The organism is Stenotrophomonas sp. YJH_SMC_32 (assembly GCF_059369975.1).
Map to the genome: position 1 here is coordinate 69,547 of NZ_JCAFTE010000003.1, position 14,809 is coordinate 84,355.

The 14,809-nt window shown below is 66.5% G+C and carries 10 protein-coding genes; 6 read left to right on the forward strand and 4 right to left on the reverse strand.

The features are described from left to right. Nucleotides 1–84: 84 nt before the first annotated feature. The gene (locus tag AC5P7S_RS06320) at nt 85–2,163 is read right to left on the reverse strand and encodes an alpha/beta hydrolase family protein (RefSeq protein ID WP_095377761.1); all 2,079 of its coding nucleotides are present in this window, start codon (nt 2,161–2,163) and stop codon (nt 85–87) included. Between the two features lie 233 nt (nt 2,164–2,396). Further along, nucleotides 2,397–4,361, reverse strand: coding sequence for an OPT family oligopeptide transporter (locus tag AC5P7S_RS06325; RefSeq protein WP_049435318.1), 1,965 nt, complete (start codon nt 4,359–4,361; stop codon nt 2,397–2,399). 327 nt (nt 4,362–4,688) lie between these two features. Here AC5P7S_RS06325 and AC5P7S_RS06330 point away from each other — a divergent pair, with 327 nt between their 5' ends. The 3 genes from AC5P7S_RS06330 (at nt 4,689) to AC5P7S_RS06340 (ending at nt 8,243) form a co-directional block, all read left to right on the forward strand. Next, complete coding sequence (locus tag AC5P7S_RS06330; protein WP_005415677.1) at nt 4,689–5,204, forward strand: hypothetical protein; 516 nt, start codon at nt 4,689–4,691, stop codon at nt 5,202–5,204. Nucleotides 5,205–5,260: 56 nt separating this feature from the next. Further along, the gene (locus tag AC5P7S_RS06335) at nt 5,261–6,409 is read left to right on the forward strand and encodes an acetyltransferase domain-containing protein (RefSeq protein ID WP_095377760.1); all 1,149 of its coding nucleotides are present in this window, start codon (nt 5,261–5,263) and stop codon (nt 6,407–6,409) included. A gap of 79 nt (nt 6,410–6,488) precedes the next feature. Next, nucleotides 6,489–8,243 (forward strand): peptide MFS transporter, encoded by a 1,755-nt coding sequence (locus AC5P7S_RS06340; protein ID WP_095377759.1) that lies wholly within the window; start codon nt 6,489–6,491, stop codon nt 8,241–8,243. Between the two features lie 56 nt (nt 8,244–8,299). On the opposite strand, the gene AC5P7S_RS06345 is transcribed toward AC5P7S_RS06340, so the two are convergent. Continuing rightward, a complete protein-coding gene (locus tag AC5P7S_RS06345) occupies nt 8,300–10,288 on the reverse strand; it encodes an alpha/beta hydrolase family protein (RefSeq protein WP_095377758.1) in 1,989 nt (662 codons plus the stop codon). Nucleotides 10,289–10,451: 163 nt separating this feature from the next. Continuing rightward, nucleotides 10,452–11,087, reverse strand: coding sequence for a LysE/ArgO family amino acid transporter (locus AC5P7S_RS06350; RefSeq protein WP_005415673.1), 636 nt, complete (start codon nt 11,085–11,087; stop codon nt 10,452–10,454). 138 nt (nt 11,088–11,225) lie between these two features. On the opposite strand from AC5P7S_RS06350, the gene AC5P7S_RS06355 reads away from it, so the two are divergent. The 3 genes from AC5P7S_RS06355 to mqo all read left to right on the forward strand — a co-directional run bounded on the left by AC5P7S_RS06355 (nt 11,226) and on the right by mqo (nt 14,679). Then, the gene (locus tag AC5P7S_RS06355; protein ID WP_005415672.1) at nt 11,226–12,131 is read left to right on the forward strand and encodes a LysR family transcriptional regulator ArgP; all 906 of its coding nucleotides are present in this window, start codon (nt 11,226–11,228) and stop codon (nt 12,129–12,131) included. Nucleotides 12,132–12,314: 183 nt separating this feature from the next. Beyond that, nucleotides 12,315–12,761 (forward strand): GNAT family N-acetyltransferase, encoded by a 447-nt coding sequence (locus AC5P7S_RS06360; protein WP_095377757.1) that lies wholly within the window; start codon nt 12,315–12,317, stop codon nt 12,759–12,761. A 226-nt stretch (nt 12,762–12,987) separates the two neighbouring features. Then, nucleotides 12,988–14,679, forward strand: coding sequence for a malate dehydrogenase (quinone) (mqo, locus tag AC5P7S_RS06365; RefSeq protein ID WP_005415670.1), 1,692 nt, complete (start codon nt 12,988–12,990; stop codon nt 14,677–14,679). Nucleotides 14,680–14,809 lie beyond the last annotated feature (130 nt).

A 14,809-nucleotide genomic window follows, 5' to 3' on the forward strand; every position in this document is an offset into this window, starting at 1 on the left:
AGGTGCACCGACCAACGGTCGGCACCCACCGGTAAAGCAGAGGGTGAAACAAAAGCGCCGCCCCGAAGGGCGGCGCTGCAATCATCAATTGCCGATGTGCTGCTTCAGCCAGGCATTGACGGTGTCATGCCACAGGATGCTGTTGTTCGGCTTGAGCACCCAGTGGTTTTCATCCGGGAAGTACAGGAACTTCGATTCGATGCCCTGGCGCTGGGCGGCGGTGAACGCGGCCAGGCCCTGCTCGACCGGAATGCGGAAGTCCTGCTGGCCGTGGATGACCAGGATCGGCTTCTTCCAGTCCGCCACGTGGTTGACCGGGTTGAACTTCTCGTAGTTGGCGGCCTTCTGGTACGGCGTGCCGCCCTGCTCCCACTCGGTGAACCACAGTTCTTCGGTGGCGTAGCCCATCATGCGCTGGTCGAACACGCCGTCGTGGTTGACCAGGCACTTGAACGGGCCGTTCCAGTTGCCGGCGATCCAGTTGACCATGAAACCGCCGTAGCTGGCGCCCAGCGCGCAGGCCTTGTCACCGTTGAGGAAGGAATACTTCTTCAGTGCCGCATCCCAGCCCTTCTGCAGGTCTTCCAGCGGGCGGTCGCCCCAGTGCTGGCTGATCGCATCGGTGAATGCCTGGCCATAGCCGGTGGAGCCGTGGAAGTCGATCATCACCACCGCGTAGCCCTGGCCCGCGTAGGTCTGCGGGTTCCAGCGGTAGCTCCAGCCATTGCCGAAGCTGCCCTGCGGGCCGCCGTGGATCAGGAACGCCACCGGGTAGGACTTGCCTTCCTGGTAGTTGTGCGGCTTGACCACGTAGCCGTGCACGGTGTCGTTGTTCCAGCCCTTGAACTCGAACTGCTCGTAGTCGCCGAAGGACACGTCCTTCAGCACCTCGCCTGCGGCCGGGGTCAGCGCGCGCAGTTCGCCGATGGCTTCGCCCGCGGCCGGCAGCAGGCCGACCAGCACCTGGTCGTTGCTCTTCAGACTGTTGCGGGTGATCGCCACGCTGTTGCCGGCCACGTCGACCGCGGTCACGCTGCCATCGCCGATCAGCTTGGTGGCCCTGCCGCTGGCCACGTCGATCTGGAACAGCGGGTGTTCGCCGAGGTCGTCGGCGGTGGTGTAGATGCTGGCGCCGTCGGCGGACAGGGTGATGCCACCGGCCGAACGATCCCACTGCGGGGCAATCTCGCGGGTCTTGCCGCTGGCAACGTCCATCGCCATCAGGCCGAAGCGGTCGGCCTCGAAGCCCGGGCGCTTCATCGCGCGGTAGAACAGCGTCTTGCCGTCGGCACTGAACACCGGGCCGGCATCCCAGGCCGGGTTGGAGGCCGTCAGGTTGACCGGCGCCTGCTTGCCGGCGGCGTCGAAGCGGTACAGGTCGAAGTTGGTCGACCACGGCTCCTGCTTGCCGGCCACGCGGATGCTGGCCACCACGCTGGCGCCGTCCGGCGACCAAACGAAGTCGTCATTGCCGCCGAACGGCTTGGACGGCGCATCACCATCGATGGTCGCGCTCAGCGCCGAAGCGCCCTTGACTGCACCGGCCTTGGCTGCCGGCAGCGGAGCGACGAACAGGGTGTTGCGGCGACCGTCGTTCCAGGTGTCCCAATGGCGCACGAACAGCGAATCCCACACCTGGCCGCTGGCTTTGGCGTCCTTCTTTTCCTTCAGCTTCTTCTCGGTGCAGGCCAGGTCCGAGGCGCACGCCTGGAACACGCCGGCGCTGAACAACACGCGGTCGTCCTGCGGCGACACACGGTAGCTGTCCACGTCGACCGGGAAGTCGGTCAGCTGGCGCGGCGTGCCGCCGCTGATCGGCTGCGCGTACAGCTGCTGGCTGCCGTTCCTGGCACTGAGGAAATACACGGTCTGGCCATCGGCCGACAGCGAAGCGGAATTGACGTTCCAGCCGGCCGGGGTGATCTGCTTCGGCGGCGCTGCGTCGCGGGTGCGCAGGTTGCGCGCGTACAGCGCGGTGGAGGCCTTGAGATTGGCATCCACGCTGCGCTTGGCGAACACCACGGTGCCGCCGTCAGCGGTCAATACCGGCGCGGAGACGCGGTCCATGGCCACCATGTCGCGGACTTCCAGGCCACGGGCAGCGGCGACGCTGGGCAGGACGGCCAGCAGGCTCAGTGGCAGCAGGGCATGACGCAGTTTCATCGGGGTCTCCGCAGGACGGCAAAAAACCGATGGTAGGCCCGCATGGCCGGGGCTGCCAAGGCCATCGGTCATGGCTGCAGGCGGGCAATCGCCAGAAACAGCAAACCCCGCCGAAGCGGGGTTTGTGGGGACGCCGGGGTCGGATCCGATTCCGGCGGAATCGGCTCTGACCCCAGACGCCGTCAGCGCGGGGTCGGAGCCCTTCCCTGCGGGAAGGCGTCCGACCCCATTGCTTACGCCTTGGCGTACTTGCCGGTGCGGTAGATCAGCCAGCCGACCAGGAACAGCACGGCCAGGCCGATCCACTGTGCGCCCGGCAGGTGGAACGGCACCGCCAGCACGTCGGCGCGGCTGCTGACCACGATCGGAATCGCGATGGCGATGCCCATCAGTGCCTCACCGGTGATCAGGCCGGCGGCAAACAGCACGCCCGGCTTGTGCACGCGGTCGCGGCCTTCTTCGTCATCGGCGCGCACCTTGTGGAAGCGCTCGACCAGATGGGCGATCAGGCCGCCGAGGAAGATCGGCACCATCAGTTCCAGCGGCAGGTAGATGCCGATGGCGGCAGCCAGCACCGGCACGCGGAAGCGCGCGTTGCGGGACTTCAGCCAGCTGTCGAAGGCGATGATGGCAGCGCCGACCACAGCACCGATGCCGATGAAGGTCCACGGCAGTTCACCACCGAACAGGCCCTTGGCCACCGAGGCCATCAGGTTGGCCTGCGGCGCAGCCAGCGCGTTCGGGTGCAGCTCGGACTTCACGCCGATGCCGTAGGCAGTGGCCAGCAGGTTCAGTACCGGGGCCATGATCAGCGCGCACGAGAACGCACCGATGCCCAGCATCAGCTGCTGCTTCCACGGGGTGGCACCGACGATGTAACCGGCCTTGAGGTCCTGCAGGTTGTCACCACCGACCGCAGCGGCACAGCACACCACCGCGCCAATCATGATCGCGGCCACCGCGCCCAGCGGCGCCCCGCCGGCACCGACCGGCTTGAGGCCGTCAGCGCCCAGCAGCACGACCAGCACGGCCGAGGCGAACAGGATGGTGGAGATGGTGATGCCCGAAACCGGGTTGTTGGACGAACCGATCAGGCCGGCCAGGTAGGCCGAGACCGACACGAACAGGAAGCCGGCGACGATCATGATGAGGGTCATCGGGATCGACACGTGCCACTGGCCGACGATGGCCTGGTACAGGGCCAGCAGCGGCAGCACGAAGGCCACCAGGGCGACCAGCATCCACTTCATCGGCAGGTCGCGCTCGGTATGCGCCAGCACCGGGCCACCACTCTTGCGGGCCGCGGCGAAACCGCTCTTTACGCCGTTGAGCAGCGACTTGCGCAGCGAGATCAGGGTCCAGATGCCACCGATCAGCATCGCACCAACGCCCAGGTAGCGCATCTTCGCGCCCCAGATGGCGAACGCGGCCTCGGTGGAGGAAGCCGCAGCAACCGACGCGGCCAATGCCGGATCGGTGTTCATGAAGAACGCCTGGTAGATCGGAATGGCGATGTGCCAGGTCAGGATCGAGCCGGATACCACCACGATGCCGACGTTGAGGCCGACGATGTAGCCCACGCCCAGCAGTGCAGGCGACAGGTTGGTGCCGATGAAGGCGGTGACCTTGGAGCTGCCGACATAGGCCGAGGTGGCCCAGGCGTCCGGGATCAGGCGCATGCCGCTCTCCGCAGCCAGCTTGACGAAGGCGCCGATCACCGCCGACAGGCCGAGGATCTTCAGGCCCGGACCCGGGTTCTCACCGGCCTTGAGCACTTCCGCCGCCGCCTTGCCTTCCGGGAACGGCAGCGGGTCTTCAACGATCATCGAACGGCGCAGCGGCACCGAGAACAGCACGCCCAGCAGGCCACCCAGGCCGGCGATGCCCAGCACCCACCAGTACTTGAAGTCCGGCCAGTAGCCCATGATCACCAGCGCGGGGATGGTGAAGATCACACCGGCGGCGATGGACGAGCCGGCCGAGGCGCCGGTCTGCACGATGTTGTTTTCGAGGATGGAGCCACCACCCAGCAGGCGCAGCACGCCCATGGATATCACCGCGGCGGGAATGGCGGTGGCGATGGTCAGGCCTGCGAACAGACCGAGGTAGGCGTTTGCGGCCGACAGCACCACCGCCAGCACGATGGCCAGGGCCACTGCGCGGAAGGTGAGCTGCTTGGGCGCAGCGTCGTGGTTCATGGAAGCCCCTGCTGGCAAAAAATCCCTGCCACGCTAGCGTTCAGGGGGCGGCAAGTCCAGTGCGGTTGGTACCGGCTGGCAAGCCCTCGCCCAGCACTGCGCCCCAGCAGGCCCTTGGCCCCTTCAGATGTGTCGTGTTTGACCAAGTTGTGCACAGTGCACCGGTTTGTCGGAGCGGGGGTCCCTTGACCCCAATCCCCCGACGCCCCCGGCCCACCGGGCGATGCGTGCCAGGCGATGGGGTTTGCGGCTCAGCGCCTGCTTGAGTCGATTCCCGGAATCCAACACCGTGCACTGCCACCAACACATCGTCGGCAAGGAGACCGCATGGCAGACGCACCATTGATCACGATGATGCGAGCCTTCCTCGTTGCAGCGGGCGCGATGCTGTGCCTGCTGCTGGGTATAGGCAACGTCAACGCCTACAGCGGGTTTGGCACCGCGGTGATCGAGGATCGGGAAGGAATACCTTGTTTCGGCCTGCCTCCGCGGGCACTGGAATGGGTCCGATCGCCCCGTATCCTGCAAGCGGTGATGGTCTATCACCACGACACGGTGAAGGCATGGTCGTTCATGTACGACCTGACTCCCGCAGAGCCTTTGGCGCCGGGCCAGTGCATCGTCTACGGTGATCTGCCAGCCTCGGCCACGCTGCGCACCTCTCCACAGCCATTGATTCCTGCAACCTTGTATGAGGTCTACCTCAACGCTCCCACCAATGGCCCAATCAGGGGCTACACGGCGAAGTTCTGCCTGAAAGCTGCGCCTGACGGATCGACTCGGGTGATCCCCGTCCGCCACGACGCACAGAAGGGCTGGAGCGCGGACGCCTGCCAATCCTGAACGGCCGCACCGCATAACGTTATGTTATATCCTGTCACGCCAACCAAACCTCGTACGTGCCCTCTTCCCCCTCTCCCCGCCTGGCCTCCATCGACCAGCTGCGCGGCACCGTGATGCTGCTGATGCTGCTGGACCACGTGCGCGAGACCTTCTTCCTGCAGCACCAGGTGAGCGACCCGATGGACGCAGCCACGGTCTCCCCTGCGCTGTTCGCCTGCCGTCTGCTGGCCCACCTGTGCGCACCCGTGTTCGTCCTGTTGACCGGCCTGTCGGCCTGGCTGTACGGCCAGCGCCAGCCGGATCCGCGCCGGGCCACAGCCGCCTTCCTGCTCAAGCGCGGGCTGTTCCTGGTGGTGCTGGAACTGACCCTGGTGAACTTCGCCTGGACCTTCCAGCTGCCGCCGCACACGCTGTACCTGCAGGTGATCTGGGCCATCGGGCTGAGCATGATCGCGCTGGCCGGCCTGCTGTGGCTGCCACGCCCGGCCCTGCTGATGCTGGCAATCGCGGTGGTGGCCTGGCACAACCTGTTCGACGGCCTTCGAGTGCAAGGCAATGGCCTGCTGGCGGTGCTGTGGAAAGTACTGCACCAGCGCGACTGGATCGAGGCTGGCACGCTGCGCCTGCGCACCTCCTATCCAGTACTGCCGTGGATCGGGGTGATTGCGCTGGGTTATCTGATGGGGCCCTGGTTTGGCCGCGCGCGCGCGCCGGAGCAGCGCCAGCGCTGGCTGCTGTGGGCAGGCGTCAGCGCGCTGGCCCTGTTCGCATTGCTGCGGTTGGCCAACGAATATGGCGATGCGCCCTGGCAGTACCAGGCCACCACGCTGCGTACCTGGCTGAGCATCTTCAACGTCACCAAGTACCCGCCGTCCTTGCAGTTCCTGCTGCTGACCCTGGGCGTGGGAGTGTTGCTGCTGCGGCTGTACGAATGGCCGCCGCTGGCGCGGGCACTGCAGCCGCTGGCCGATATCGGCGCTGCGCCGATGTTCTTCTACCTGCTGCACCTGTACGTACTGAAGGGGCTGTACCTGGCCGCGTTGGCGGCCTGGGGGCCGACCCATGGCGAGCTGTATGCCCTGGATTCGGTCAGCGGCCTGCTGCTGGTGGCCTGTGCGCTTGCGGTGGTGCTGTACCCGCCGACGCGGGCCTTCGCGCGGTTCAAAGCGCGAAGGCGCGATCTGCCTTGGTTGCGATACCTGTGATCGCCCAGGCCAGTCCGGCAATCCACGCATGGCGTGGATCTACTGAAAGCGGATCAGGTCACAGGCCTATAATTCCGCGATGAATTCCACCGCTATCGCTTCCGACGACTTCCTGGGCCATCCCAAGGGCGTCTACGTCTGCTTCTTCACCGAAATGTGGGAGCGCTTCTCCTTCTACGGCATGAAGGCGCTGCTGCTGCTGTACCTGACCAAGTACCACCTGTTCGGCGACAAGGCCGGCCTGGACCTGCTCGGCGCCTACGGCGGCCTGGTGTACTGCATCCCGGTGTTCGGTGGCATGCTGGCCGACCGCTGGCTGGGCATGCGCCGGGCAGTGCTGTTCGGCGGCATCCTGCTGGTGCTCGGCCACCTCGGCATGGCCTTCGAGGGCCATGCAGCCTACCGGGTGAACGGCGAAGTGGTGCGCGACACCTCGGCACTGGCGGTGACCTACCTGTCGCTGGCGCTGATCATCATGGGCGTCGGCTTCCTGAAGCCGAACATCTCCACCATCGTCGGCAAGCTGTACGCCAAGGACGATCCGCGCCGCGATTCGGGCTTCTCGCTGTTCTACGCCGGCATCAACCTCGGTGCGCTGTTCTCATCGCTGGTGTGCGGCTTCCTTGGTGAGGCCTACGGCTGGAAGTATGGATTCGGTGCGGCCGGCGTCGGCATGCTGGCCGGCCTGGCAATGTTCCTGTGGGGCCAGAAATACCTGCAGGGCCACGCCGAACCGCCGCAGCCGGCAGCGCTGAAACAGAAGGTGCTGGGCCTGCCGCGCGAATGGCTGATCTACCTGTGCGCGGTGCTCGGTGTGCTGCCGGTGGCGTGGCTGATGTGGGCCGCGGGCAACGGCGCGTTCGCGCTGGGCGGTGAAATCAGCCTGGCGCTGATGCTGATGCTGGTGGTGCTCGGCGGCGTACTGGTCTGGTTCGCCTGGTTCACCGGCACGAAATGCACGCCGGTGCAGCGCCAGCAGATGATCGCGCTGATGGTGCTGATCTTCATGGCGCTGGTGTTCTTCACGATGTACGAGCAGTCCTACGGCTCGTGGGTGACCTTCACCGACCGCCTGTTGACCAAGGACATCGTGCCCTCGCTGGTGATCACCGGCGGCACGCCGCTGCCGTGGTCGATCATCTCGCTGCTGCTGGCACCGCTGGGCTTCGTGATCAGCGCGCGGTTGTCCGAGCGCCGCCCGGGCTCGTCTGCGCCGCGCACGTTCTTCGCCGCCATTGTCGTGCTGATGCTGGTGCTGCTGGTGCGCGACTGCCTGGTGATCCCGCAGACCGCCGGCTCGCTCACCTATCTCGGCGGCCTGTTCCTGGTGCTGCTGGCGCCGGCATTCGCCGCGCTGTGGACGTGGATGGACCGCCGCGGCTGGGAGCCGGGCAAGCCGGTGAAGTCGGCCTGGGGCCTGGTGATCGGCGCACTGTCGTTCGTGCCGCTGGCACTGGCGGCGCAGCAGGTGGGCGCCACTGGCGAGATGGCCAGCGTGTGGTGGCTGGTGCTGGCCTACTTCCTGCTCGCCAGCGGCGAGATGTGCCTGTCGCCGGTCGGCCTGTCGGCAGTGACCCAGCTGGCCGTGCCGCGGGTGATGAGCCTGATGATGGGCACCTGGTTCCTGGCCACCGCATTCTCGGAGACGCTGGCCGCGCTGTTCGGCAAGCTGGCCGCGATCGAGGTGCCGGAAGGCGAATCGCTGGACATGGTGGCCGCAGCCGGCGCCTATGCGCACCTGTTCTGGCTGCTGATGTGGATCGGCCTGGGTTGCGCACTGGCGGCCTTCATCGCCGCACCGCTGCTGAAGAAGATGATGCACGGGGTGAAGTAAACCCCGCGCTTGCGGAAAACCAGGGCGGCGGAATGATCATCCACCGCCCTGTCAGCTCAGGGCGCCTTGTCCTTGCCGGTCGCGGGCGCGGTCGTCGCAGTCTTGCCGCCCAGGCTGCGCGCCAGGAAGGCCAGCAGCTTGTCGTAGTACTCGCTGCGATGGGCCTCGGTGTAGAAGCCGTGGCCTTCGGTCTTGTAGTACAGGCTTTCCACCGGCGTGCCGGCGCGCTTGAGCGCTGCTTCCATGCGCTCGGTGTGCTGGATCGGCGCGCGCTTGTCTTCGCCACCGGCGGCCAGGAACACCGGCACCTTGATCCGTTCGGCCATGTTCACCGGCGACACCGCACCCAGCTTGGCCGGATCCCCCAGCCATTCGCGCAGATAGGTCACGCCTGAACCCCGGTCCTGGATGTCGCCACGGGTGTACATCATCGGCAGGTCGTAGACCCCGACATAGCCCGCCGCGCACTGATACAACCCGGGTTCGCGGGCGGCACCCATCATCGCCGAGTAGGCCCCGTAGCTGGCGCCGTAGATACAGATGCGACGGCCGTCGGCGATTCCTTCGCTGATTGCCCAGCGGGTGGCATCGGTGACATCGTCCTGCATTGCCGCGCCCCACTGCTGCGCACCGGCCTGGGTGTGGGCCCGGCCGTAGTTGCCCGAACCACGGAAGTTGACCTGCAGCACGGCATAACCGGCCGCGGCCAGCATCTGCGTTTCGCGGTCGTACTGGCCGGAATCGAAGATGTCGAACGGGCCGCCGTGCGGCATCACCACCATCGGCAGGTTGCGCCCGTCGCTGCCGGCCGGCAGGGTCAGGAAGCCATGCAGTGGCAGCCCGTCGCGCGCCTTCAGTGCAATCGGCTTCACGCTGGCACTACGGTCCACGTCGATCCAGTCGCTGCGGCTGATCAGGTGATCGGCCTTGCGCGCCACCGTGTCGTACACGTAGAAATCGCCCGGGTTCGAGCCCGACCAGGTTTCCACCAGCACGACACGGCCATCGCGGGTGCTGGAGGTGATGTAGACGGGCCCTCCGAAGGCGGCTTCCAGGCTGCGGTACAGGCGCGCATCGGCCGAGCCTTCATCGAAGAAGCGCGTGCGCGGTTTGTCACCCAGGTACAGCGCGCCTACCGGCACATGGGTGCCGGGCCGGTGGATGATGCGGTACGGATTGACCACCTCGTCGCGCAGAAGCGTCGCGCGTTCGCCGGTCTGCGGGTTCCAGCTGACGATCGCATCCGGGCCCTGGGTCTGCTCGACGTTGAGGTAGGCCAGGCTGTCATCGGCCGAGAAGCCGAGGGCGGTTTCGATGCGCTTGCTGACCGCCTCGTCGTTGATCAGCTTCCAGGTGTCGCCGCTGCGTTCGCGGAAATACAGCTTGTTGATGTTGTCGCTGCCCGAGCCGTGCACGAAGCGGACCTCGCCGGCGCCATCGGTGGTGAATTCGCCGCGCCGTACCGGCGAAGATGCCACCCGCGCACGGCGGCCCGTGGTCACATCCATGCGATCGACGCGGGTAAACGGGTCCTCGGCCAGCGGCCATACGGTCACCAGCACGTTGCGCTCGTCGCCCGGCAGGTCGTCGGCCAGGAAGGCGGCCACTGCTTCGACTTTCTTCGGCTGGATGCGGGTCCCCGGGCCCTTGCTTTCGACGCGATAGCCGACCAGCAGCTCGCCACGGTTGCCGTTGGCGTCGACGGCATAGAGTTCGCCGGTGGGATTGGGTTGGTCGAGCGAGCCCCACTTCTGGGCCAGGCCGATCAACAGGCGTTCGTTGCTGACCCAGTCGAATTCCTGCGCGTGGTTGCGGCTGGATGGCCAGAAACTCCCGACCAGCTGCTTGTCCTTCAACCGCAGGATCGCGATCGCGGTGCTGTCCTCCCTCGGAACCGTTGCCGCTACGTACTCGCCCCCCGGCGAAATCTTGATGTCGGTGAAGGTCTCCCGACGCAGGTACTGCGTCAGATCCACCGCCCCCGCGCTGCCTGCGGCAACGCCCCCGATGACGGCCAGCGCGGCCGCCAGAATGGTCTTGTGCATCCTTCCCCTGCTCCTGTGGACACCTTGTCCTGGTGGCCGATTCTAGGCAGCGCCGAGCGTTTGACGCCAGAGCCGGAAAAGACGACGGCACCGTTGCCGGTGCCGTCGTTGCCACTACCTTGGAGAGAGAGTCAGGACGTGGGTTCGGGGGGCGTGCGCCGGGTCAGTGGACCCCGCGCACCGCCAACATGAGGGCCAGGATGCTGAGGATCACGGCGATGGTGCCGTCGAGCACGCGCCAGGTGCTGGGCTTGGTGAACAGCGGCGCCAGCAGGCGTGCTCCCAGGCCCTGCGCGGTCAGCCACAGGCAGCTGGCGGTGACCACGCCGGCAGCGAAGGCCATGCGGGCGTTGCCGAAGTTCTCGGCGATGGAGCCGATCACCATCATGTCCAGCCAGAAGTGCGGGTTGATCAGCGAGAAGCCGACCGCGGCCATCAGCACCGCGCGGCGGCTGCCGTCATCGCTGTCGGCCTCGCCCATGCCACCACCCCCGGCGATCGCACGGCGTGCCGACTTCATCGCATACCAGGCCAGGAACGCGACACCGGTCCACAGCACGGCGGTCGTCAGCCACGGCAGCGCCGAGGTGAGCGTGCGCAGGCCGGCCACGCTGGCGAAGATGAAGATGGCATCGATGGCCGCGCAGGTGGCGACCACCGGCACGATGTGCTTGCGCAGGATGCCCTGGCGCAGAATGAAGGCGCTCTGGGCGCCGACCACCGCGAACAGGCCGATGCCGGTGGCTGCACCAGAGAACCAGGCACCGAGGCCGGTGCTGGCGGAGATGACCGAGAACATGGGATTCACTGCCTTGTATTGCTTGGGGGGACGGTGCCTCGCGAAGGCGGACAGCACCGGAACGGACGCCATTGTCGCGCCGCAACATGGAAAAGACGAGCTAAACTTCCTAAACCAACATTAGCGGAGCTTAATTCGATGCGCATCGATCATGCCCAGCTGCGCGCCCTGGCCGCGGTGATCCGCGAAGGCAGCTTTGACCGCGCCGCACAGTCGTTGAATGTCACGCCCTCGGCCATCTCGCAGCGGGTCAAGGCGCTGGAGGACCGGATCGGCCGCCTGCTGGTCAAGCGCGGCACGCCTGCCACGGCCACCGCCGAGGGGCAGCTGCTGGTGCAGCTGGCCGAGCAGACCGCCCTGCTCGAACACGATGCGCTGCACCGGATGGGCCTGGCCGATGAGGATCTGCCCCAGGCCAGCATCCCGGTGGCGGTGAACCACGACAGCCTGGAAACCTGGTTTCCGCAGGCCGCCTACCAGTTCGCGCAGACCACCGGCACCACCTTGGACCTGCGCGTGGAAGACCAGGACCACACCGTGGAGCTGCTGCGCCAGGGCACGGTGCTGGGCGCAGTGACCACGCTGGACGAGCCGGTGCAGGGCTGCCAGATCCATGCGCTGGGCAGCATCCGCTACGCCGCCACCTGTACCCCCGAGTTCCGCGAGCGCCACTTCGCCAAGGGCGTGACCGCGCAGGCGCTGGCACAGGCGCCGGTATTGGTGTTCAACCGCAAGGACGAAATGCAGTCGCGCTTCGCCCGGCGCATGGCCGGCGACGACCTGCCCAGCACCGCACCGACCTGGTGGATCCCCTCCACCCGGGCCTTCGTGCAGGCCAACCTCGGCGGACTGGGCTGGACCATGAACCCCCTGCCGCTGGTCAAGCGCCACCTGGACGCCGGGCGACTGGTCTACGTACGGCAGCGCGCGTGGGAAGACGTACCGCTGTACTGGCAGCACTGGAAGGGCGACGTGCAGACCATGGCCTTGCTGACCCGTGCGGTACTGGACGCGTCCTCGGCGCTGATCCGGCGCAAGCGCTGACGCCCAGCGGGAAAAAGGGGACGGAGGGGATTAAGTCGTCTTTGCCCCGGATGTCGTTTGGGTCTTAAACGACTTAATCCCCTCCGTCCCCTTTTTTGCTCCATCGGATCTCCACGTAAGCTCCACACTAGGTCCATGCGTGATGCGGATACTGGTCGGCCGATCACTGCAAGGATGCCCTGCATGCCTGTATTCGTCCGCGACGCCCGCCCCGAAGATGCCGCCGCCTGCATCGACCTGCGCGGGCGCACCCGCGAGAACGCTTTCAGTGCGGCCCAGCTGGCAGAACTGGGCATCACCGAGGACAGCTGGGCAGCCGGCATCGCCCAGGGCGATTCGATCGGCCGCGTCGCCTGGGACGGCGAGCGCATGGCCGGTTACTGCTTCGCCGATCGTGACAGCGGCGAGGTGCTGGTGCTTGCCCTGCTGCCGGACTACGAGGGCCGCGGCATCGGCCGCCAGCTGCTGCAGGACGTGGTCAGCCTGACCCGCGATGCCGGCCACCAGCGGCTGTTCCTGGCCTGCTCGGCCGACCCGCGTTCGCGCTCGCATGGCTTCTACCGCCGCCTGGGCTGGCGCCCGACCGGCGAGCTCGATGAGGCCGGCGACGAGATCCTTGAGCTGGTCTGATTGAAGGCGTCGCCAGGCATGGCCTGGCGCTACTGGGCTGAGGTCATCAGGTCGAGCCCGCCCCCCACGTGACAGCGTCGCGAAACGTCGGATGCTGCGTTGCATCAAAAAACGACCGGATCCGGTTAGAATCGCGGATGGATTCTGCAAGGCGTTGTTTCTTCACGCCCTTTCCCTGCCCCACGCGCATCCTGACCCCTTCCCCTCCGCCAACGATCCCGCCCCCATGAAGAAATTTGGCAAGGCCCTGCTCGCCCTGCTCGTGCTGCTGTTGCTGGCCGCCGCGCTGTTCCTGTACTGGCCGCTGACCCAGCGCTCCGTGCCCGCCGCCAGCAACGACAAGCCCGTCGATGTTGTGCTGGTCGGCGCCGGCATCATGAGCATCACCCTGGCCACCTACCTGCAGGAACTGCAGCCGGACTGGAACATTCAGGTCTACGAACGCCTCGACGGCGTCGCCGGTGAAAGCTCCGATGGCTGGAACAACGCCGGCACCGGCCACTCGGCGTTCGCCGAACTGAACTACACCCCGGAACTGCCCGACGGCAGCATCGAGACCAAGCGCGCGGTCGGCATCGCCGAATCGTTCGAGGTCTCGCGCCAGTTCTGGTCGCACCAGGTGAAGGAAGGCCGGCTGAGCCAGCCCAGCGACTTCATCAACCCGACCCCGCACATGAGCTTCGTCTGGGGCGATGACAACATCGCCTACCTGCACAAGCGCCAGCAGGCCCTGGTGAAGAACCCGCTGTTCTACGGCATGCAGTACTCCGAGGATCCGGCGCAGATCAAGCAGTGGGCCCCGCTGCTGATGGAAGGCCGTGACCCGAAGCAGAAGGTTGCCGCGACCTGGATGCCGCTCGGTACCGACGTCAACTTCGGTGTGATCACCCGCCAGCTGACCGCCGGCCTGCAGCGCAGCCCGAACTTCAGCCTGCACCTGAACCATGAAGTGACCGCCCTGCGGCAGAACGCCGACAAGAGCTGGAACGTCACGGTGAAGGATCTCAAGGCCGGCACCGAAACCACCACTCACACCCGCTTCGTGTTCATCGGTGCCGGCGGCGCCGCGCTGAAGCTGCTGCAGATGTCGGGCATTCCGGAATCGAAGGACTACGCAGGCTTCCCGGTCGGTGGCCAGTTCCTCGCCTTCCAGGGCCAGGACGTGACCTCGCGCCATGGCGTAAAGGCCTACGGCATGGCCGAAACCGGTTCGCCGCCGATGTCGGTGCCGCACCTGGATGCACGCAAGCTGGACGGCAAGCCGGTGGTCCTGTTCGGGCCGTTCGCGCTGTACAGCACCAAGTTCCTCAAGCACGGCTCGTGGTGGGACCTGTATTCCTCGGTGACCCACAACAACGTTGGCCCGATGCTGGAAGTGGGCAAGGACAACCTGGACCTGGTGCAGTACCTGATGGGCCAGGCGCGCCTGAACGATGCCGACCGCCAGGCCGAACTGGTCAAGTACTTCCCCAATGCCAAGCCGGGTGACTGGAAGCTGGTCACCGCCGGCCAGCGCGTGCAGATCATCAAGCGCGATCCGCTGAAGGGCCCGGTGCTGCAGTTCGGTACCGAGATCGTGACCGACAAGGACCACACCATCGCCGCGCTGCTCGGCGCGTCGCCGGGCGCGTCGACCTCGCCGCCGATCATGCTGGACCTGATGGCCAAGGCCTTCCCGGACCAGATGAAGGCCGGTTGGGAAACCCGCCTGCGCGAGATCGTGCCGTCGTACGGGCGCAAGCTCAACGACAGCGCCGCACTGGTCAACGAGATCCGTACGCTGACCAGCCAGACCCTGCACCTGCCGTACCTGGAGGTGCCGGTGGATGCGAACGCGGCGGTGCCGGCTCCGGCCGCTGCGGCTCCGGCACCGGCGAAGGAAAAGCGCAATGCCAATGAGGAACTGCAGGCGCTGTAAGCCCGCGCGTTCCTTCGATGCAGACGGACGGCCACCTTCGGGTGGCCGTTTGTTTTTGTGCGAGGTGGGTCGGATCCCTCCCGCACGGGCGGGCTCTGACCTGCGATTGGGCGTCGATGATGGGGTCAGA

What these genes read in the sequence shown, in the direction of transcription:
- AC5P7S_RS06320 (WP_095377761.1), bottom strand. Translation starts at nt 2,163, where the DNA reads ATGAAACTGCGTCATGCCCTGCTGCCACTGAGCCTGCTGGCCGTCCTG.
- AC5P7S_RS06325 (WP_049435318.1), bottom strand. Translation starts at nt 4,361, where the DNA reads ATGAACCACGACGCTGCGCCCAAGCAGCTCACCTTCCGCGCAGTGGCC.
- AC5P7S_RS06330 (WP_005415677.1), top strand. Translation starts at nt 4,689, where the DNA reads ATGGCAGACGCACCATTGATCACGATGATGCGAGCCTTCCTCGTTGCA.
- AC5P7S_RS06340 (WP_095377759.1), top strand. Translation starts at nt 6,489, where the DNA reads ATGAATTCCACCGCTATCGCTTCCGACGACTTCCTGGGCCATCCCAAG.
- AC5P7S_RS06345 (WP_095377758.1), bottom strand. Translation starts at nt 10,288, where the DNA reads ATGCACAAGACCATTCTGGCGGCCGCGCTGGCCGTCATCGGGGGCGTT.
- AC5P7S_RS06350 (WP_005415673.1), bottom strand. Translation starts at nt 11,087, where the DNA reads ATGTTCTCGGTCATCTCCGCCAGCACCGGCCTCGGTGCCTGGTTCTCT.
- AC5P7S_RS06355 (WP_005415672.1), top strand. Translation starts at nt 11,226, where the DNA reads ATGCGCATCGATCATGCCCAGCTGCGCGCCCTGGCCGCGGTGATCCGC.
- AC5P7S_RS06360 (WP_095377757.1), top strand. Translation starts at nt 12,315, where the DNA reads ATGCCTGTATTCGTCCGCGACGCCCGCCCCGAAGATGCCGCCGCCTGC.
- mqo (WP_005415670.1), top strand. Translation starts at nt 12,988, where the DNA reads ATGAAGAAATTTGGCAAGGCCCTGCTCGCCCTGCTCGTGCTGCTGTTG.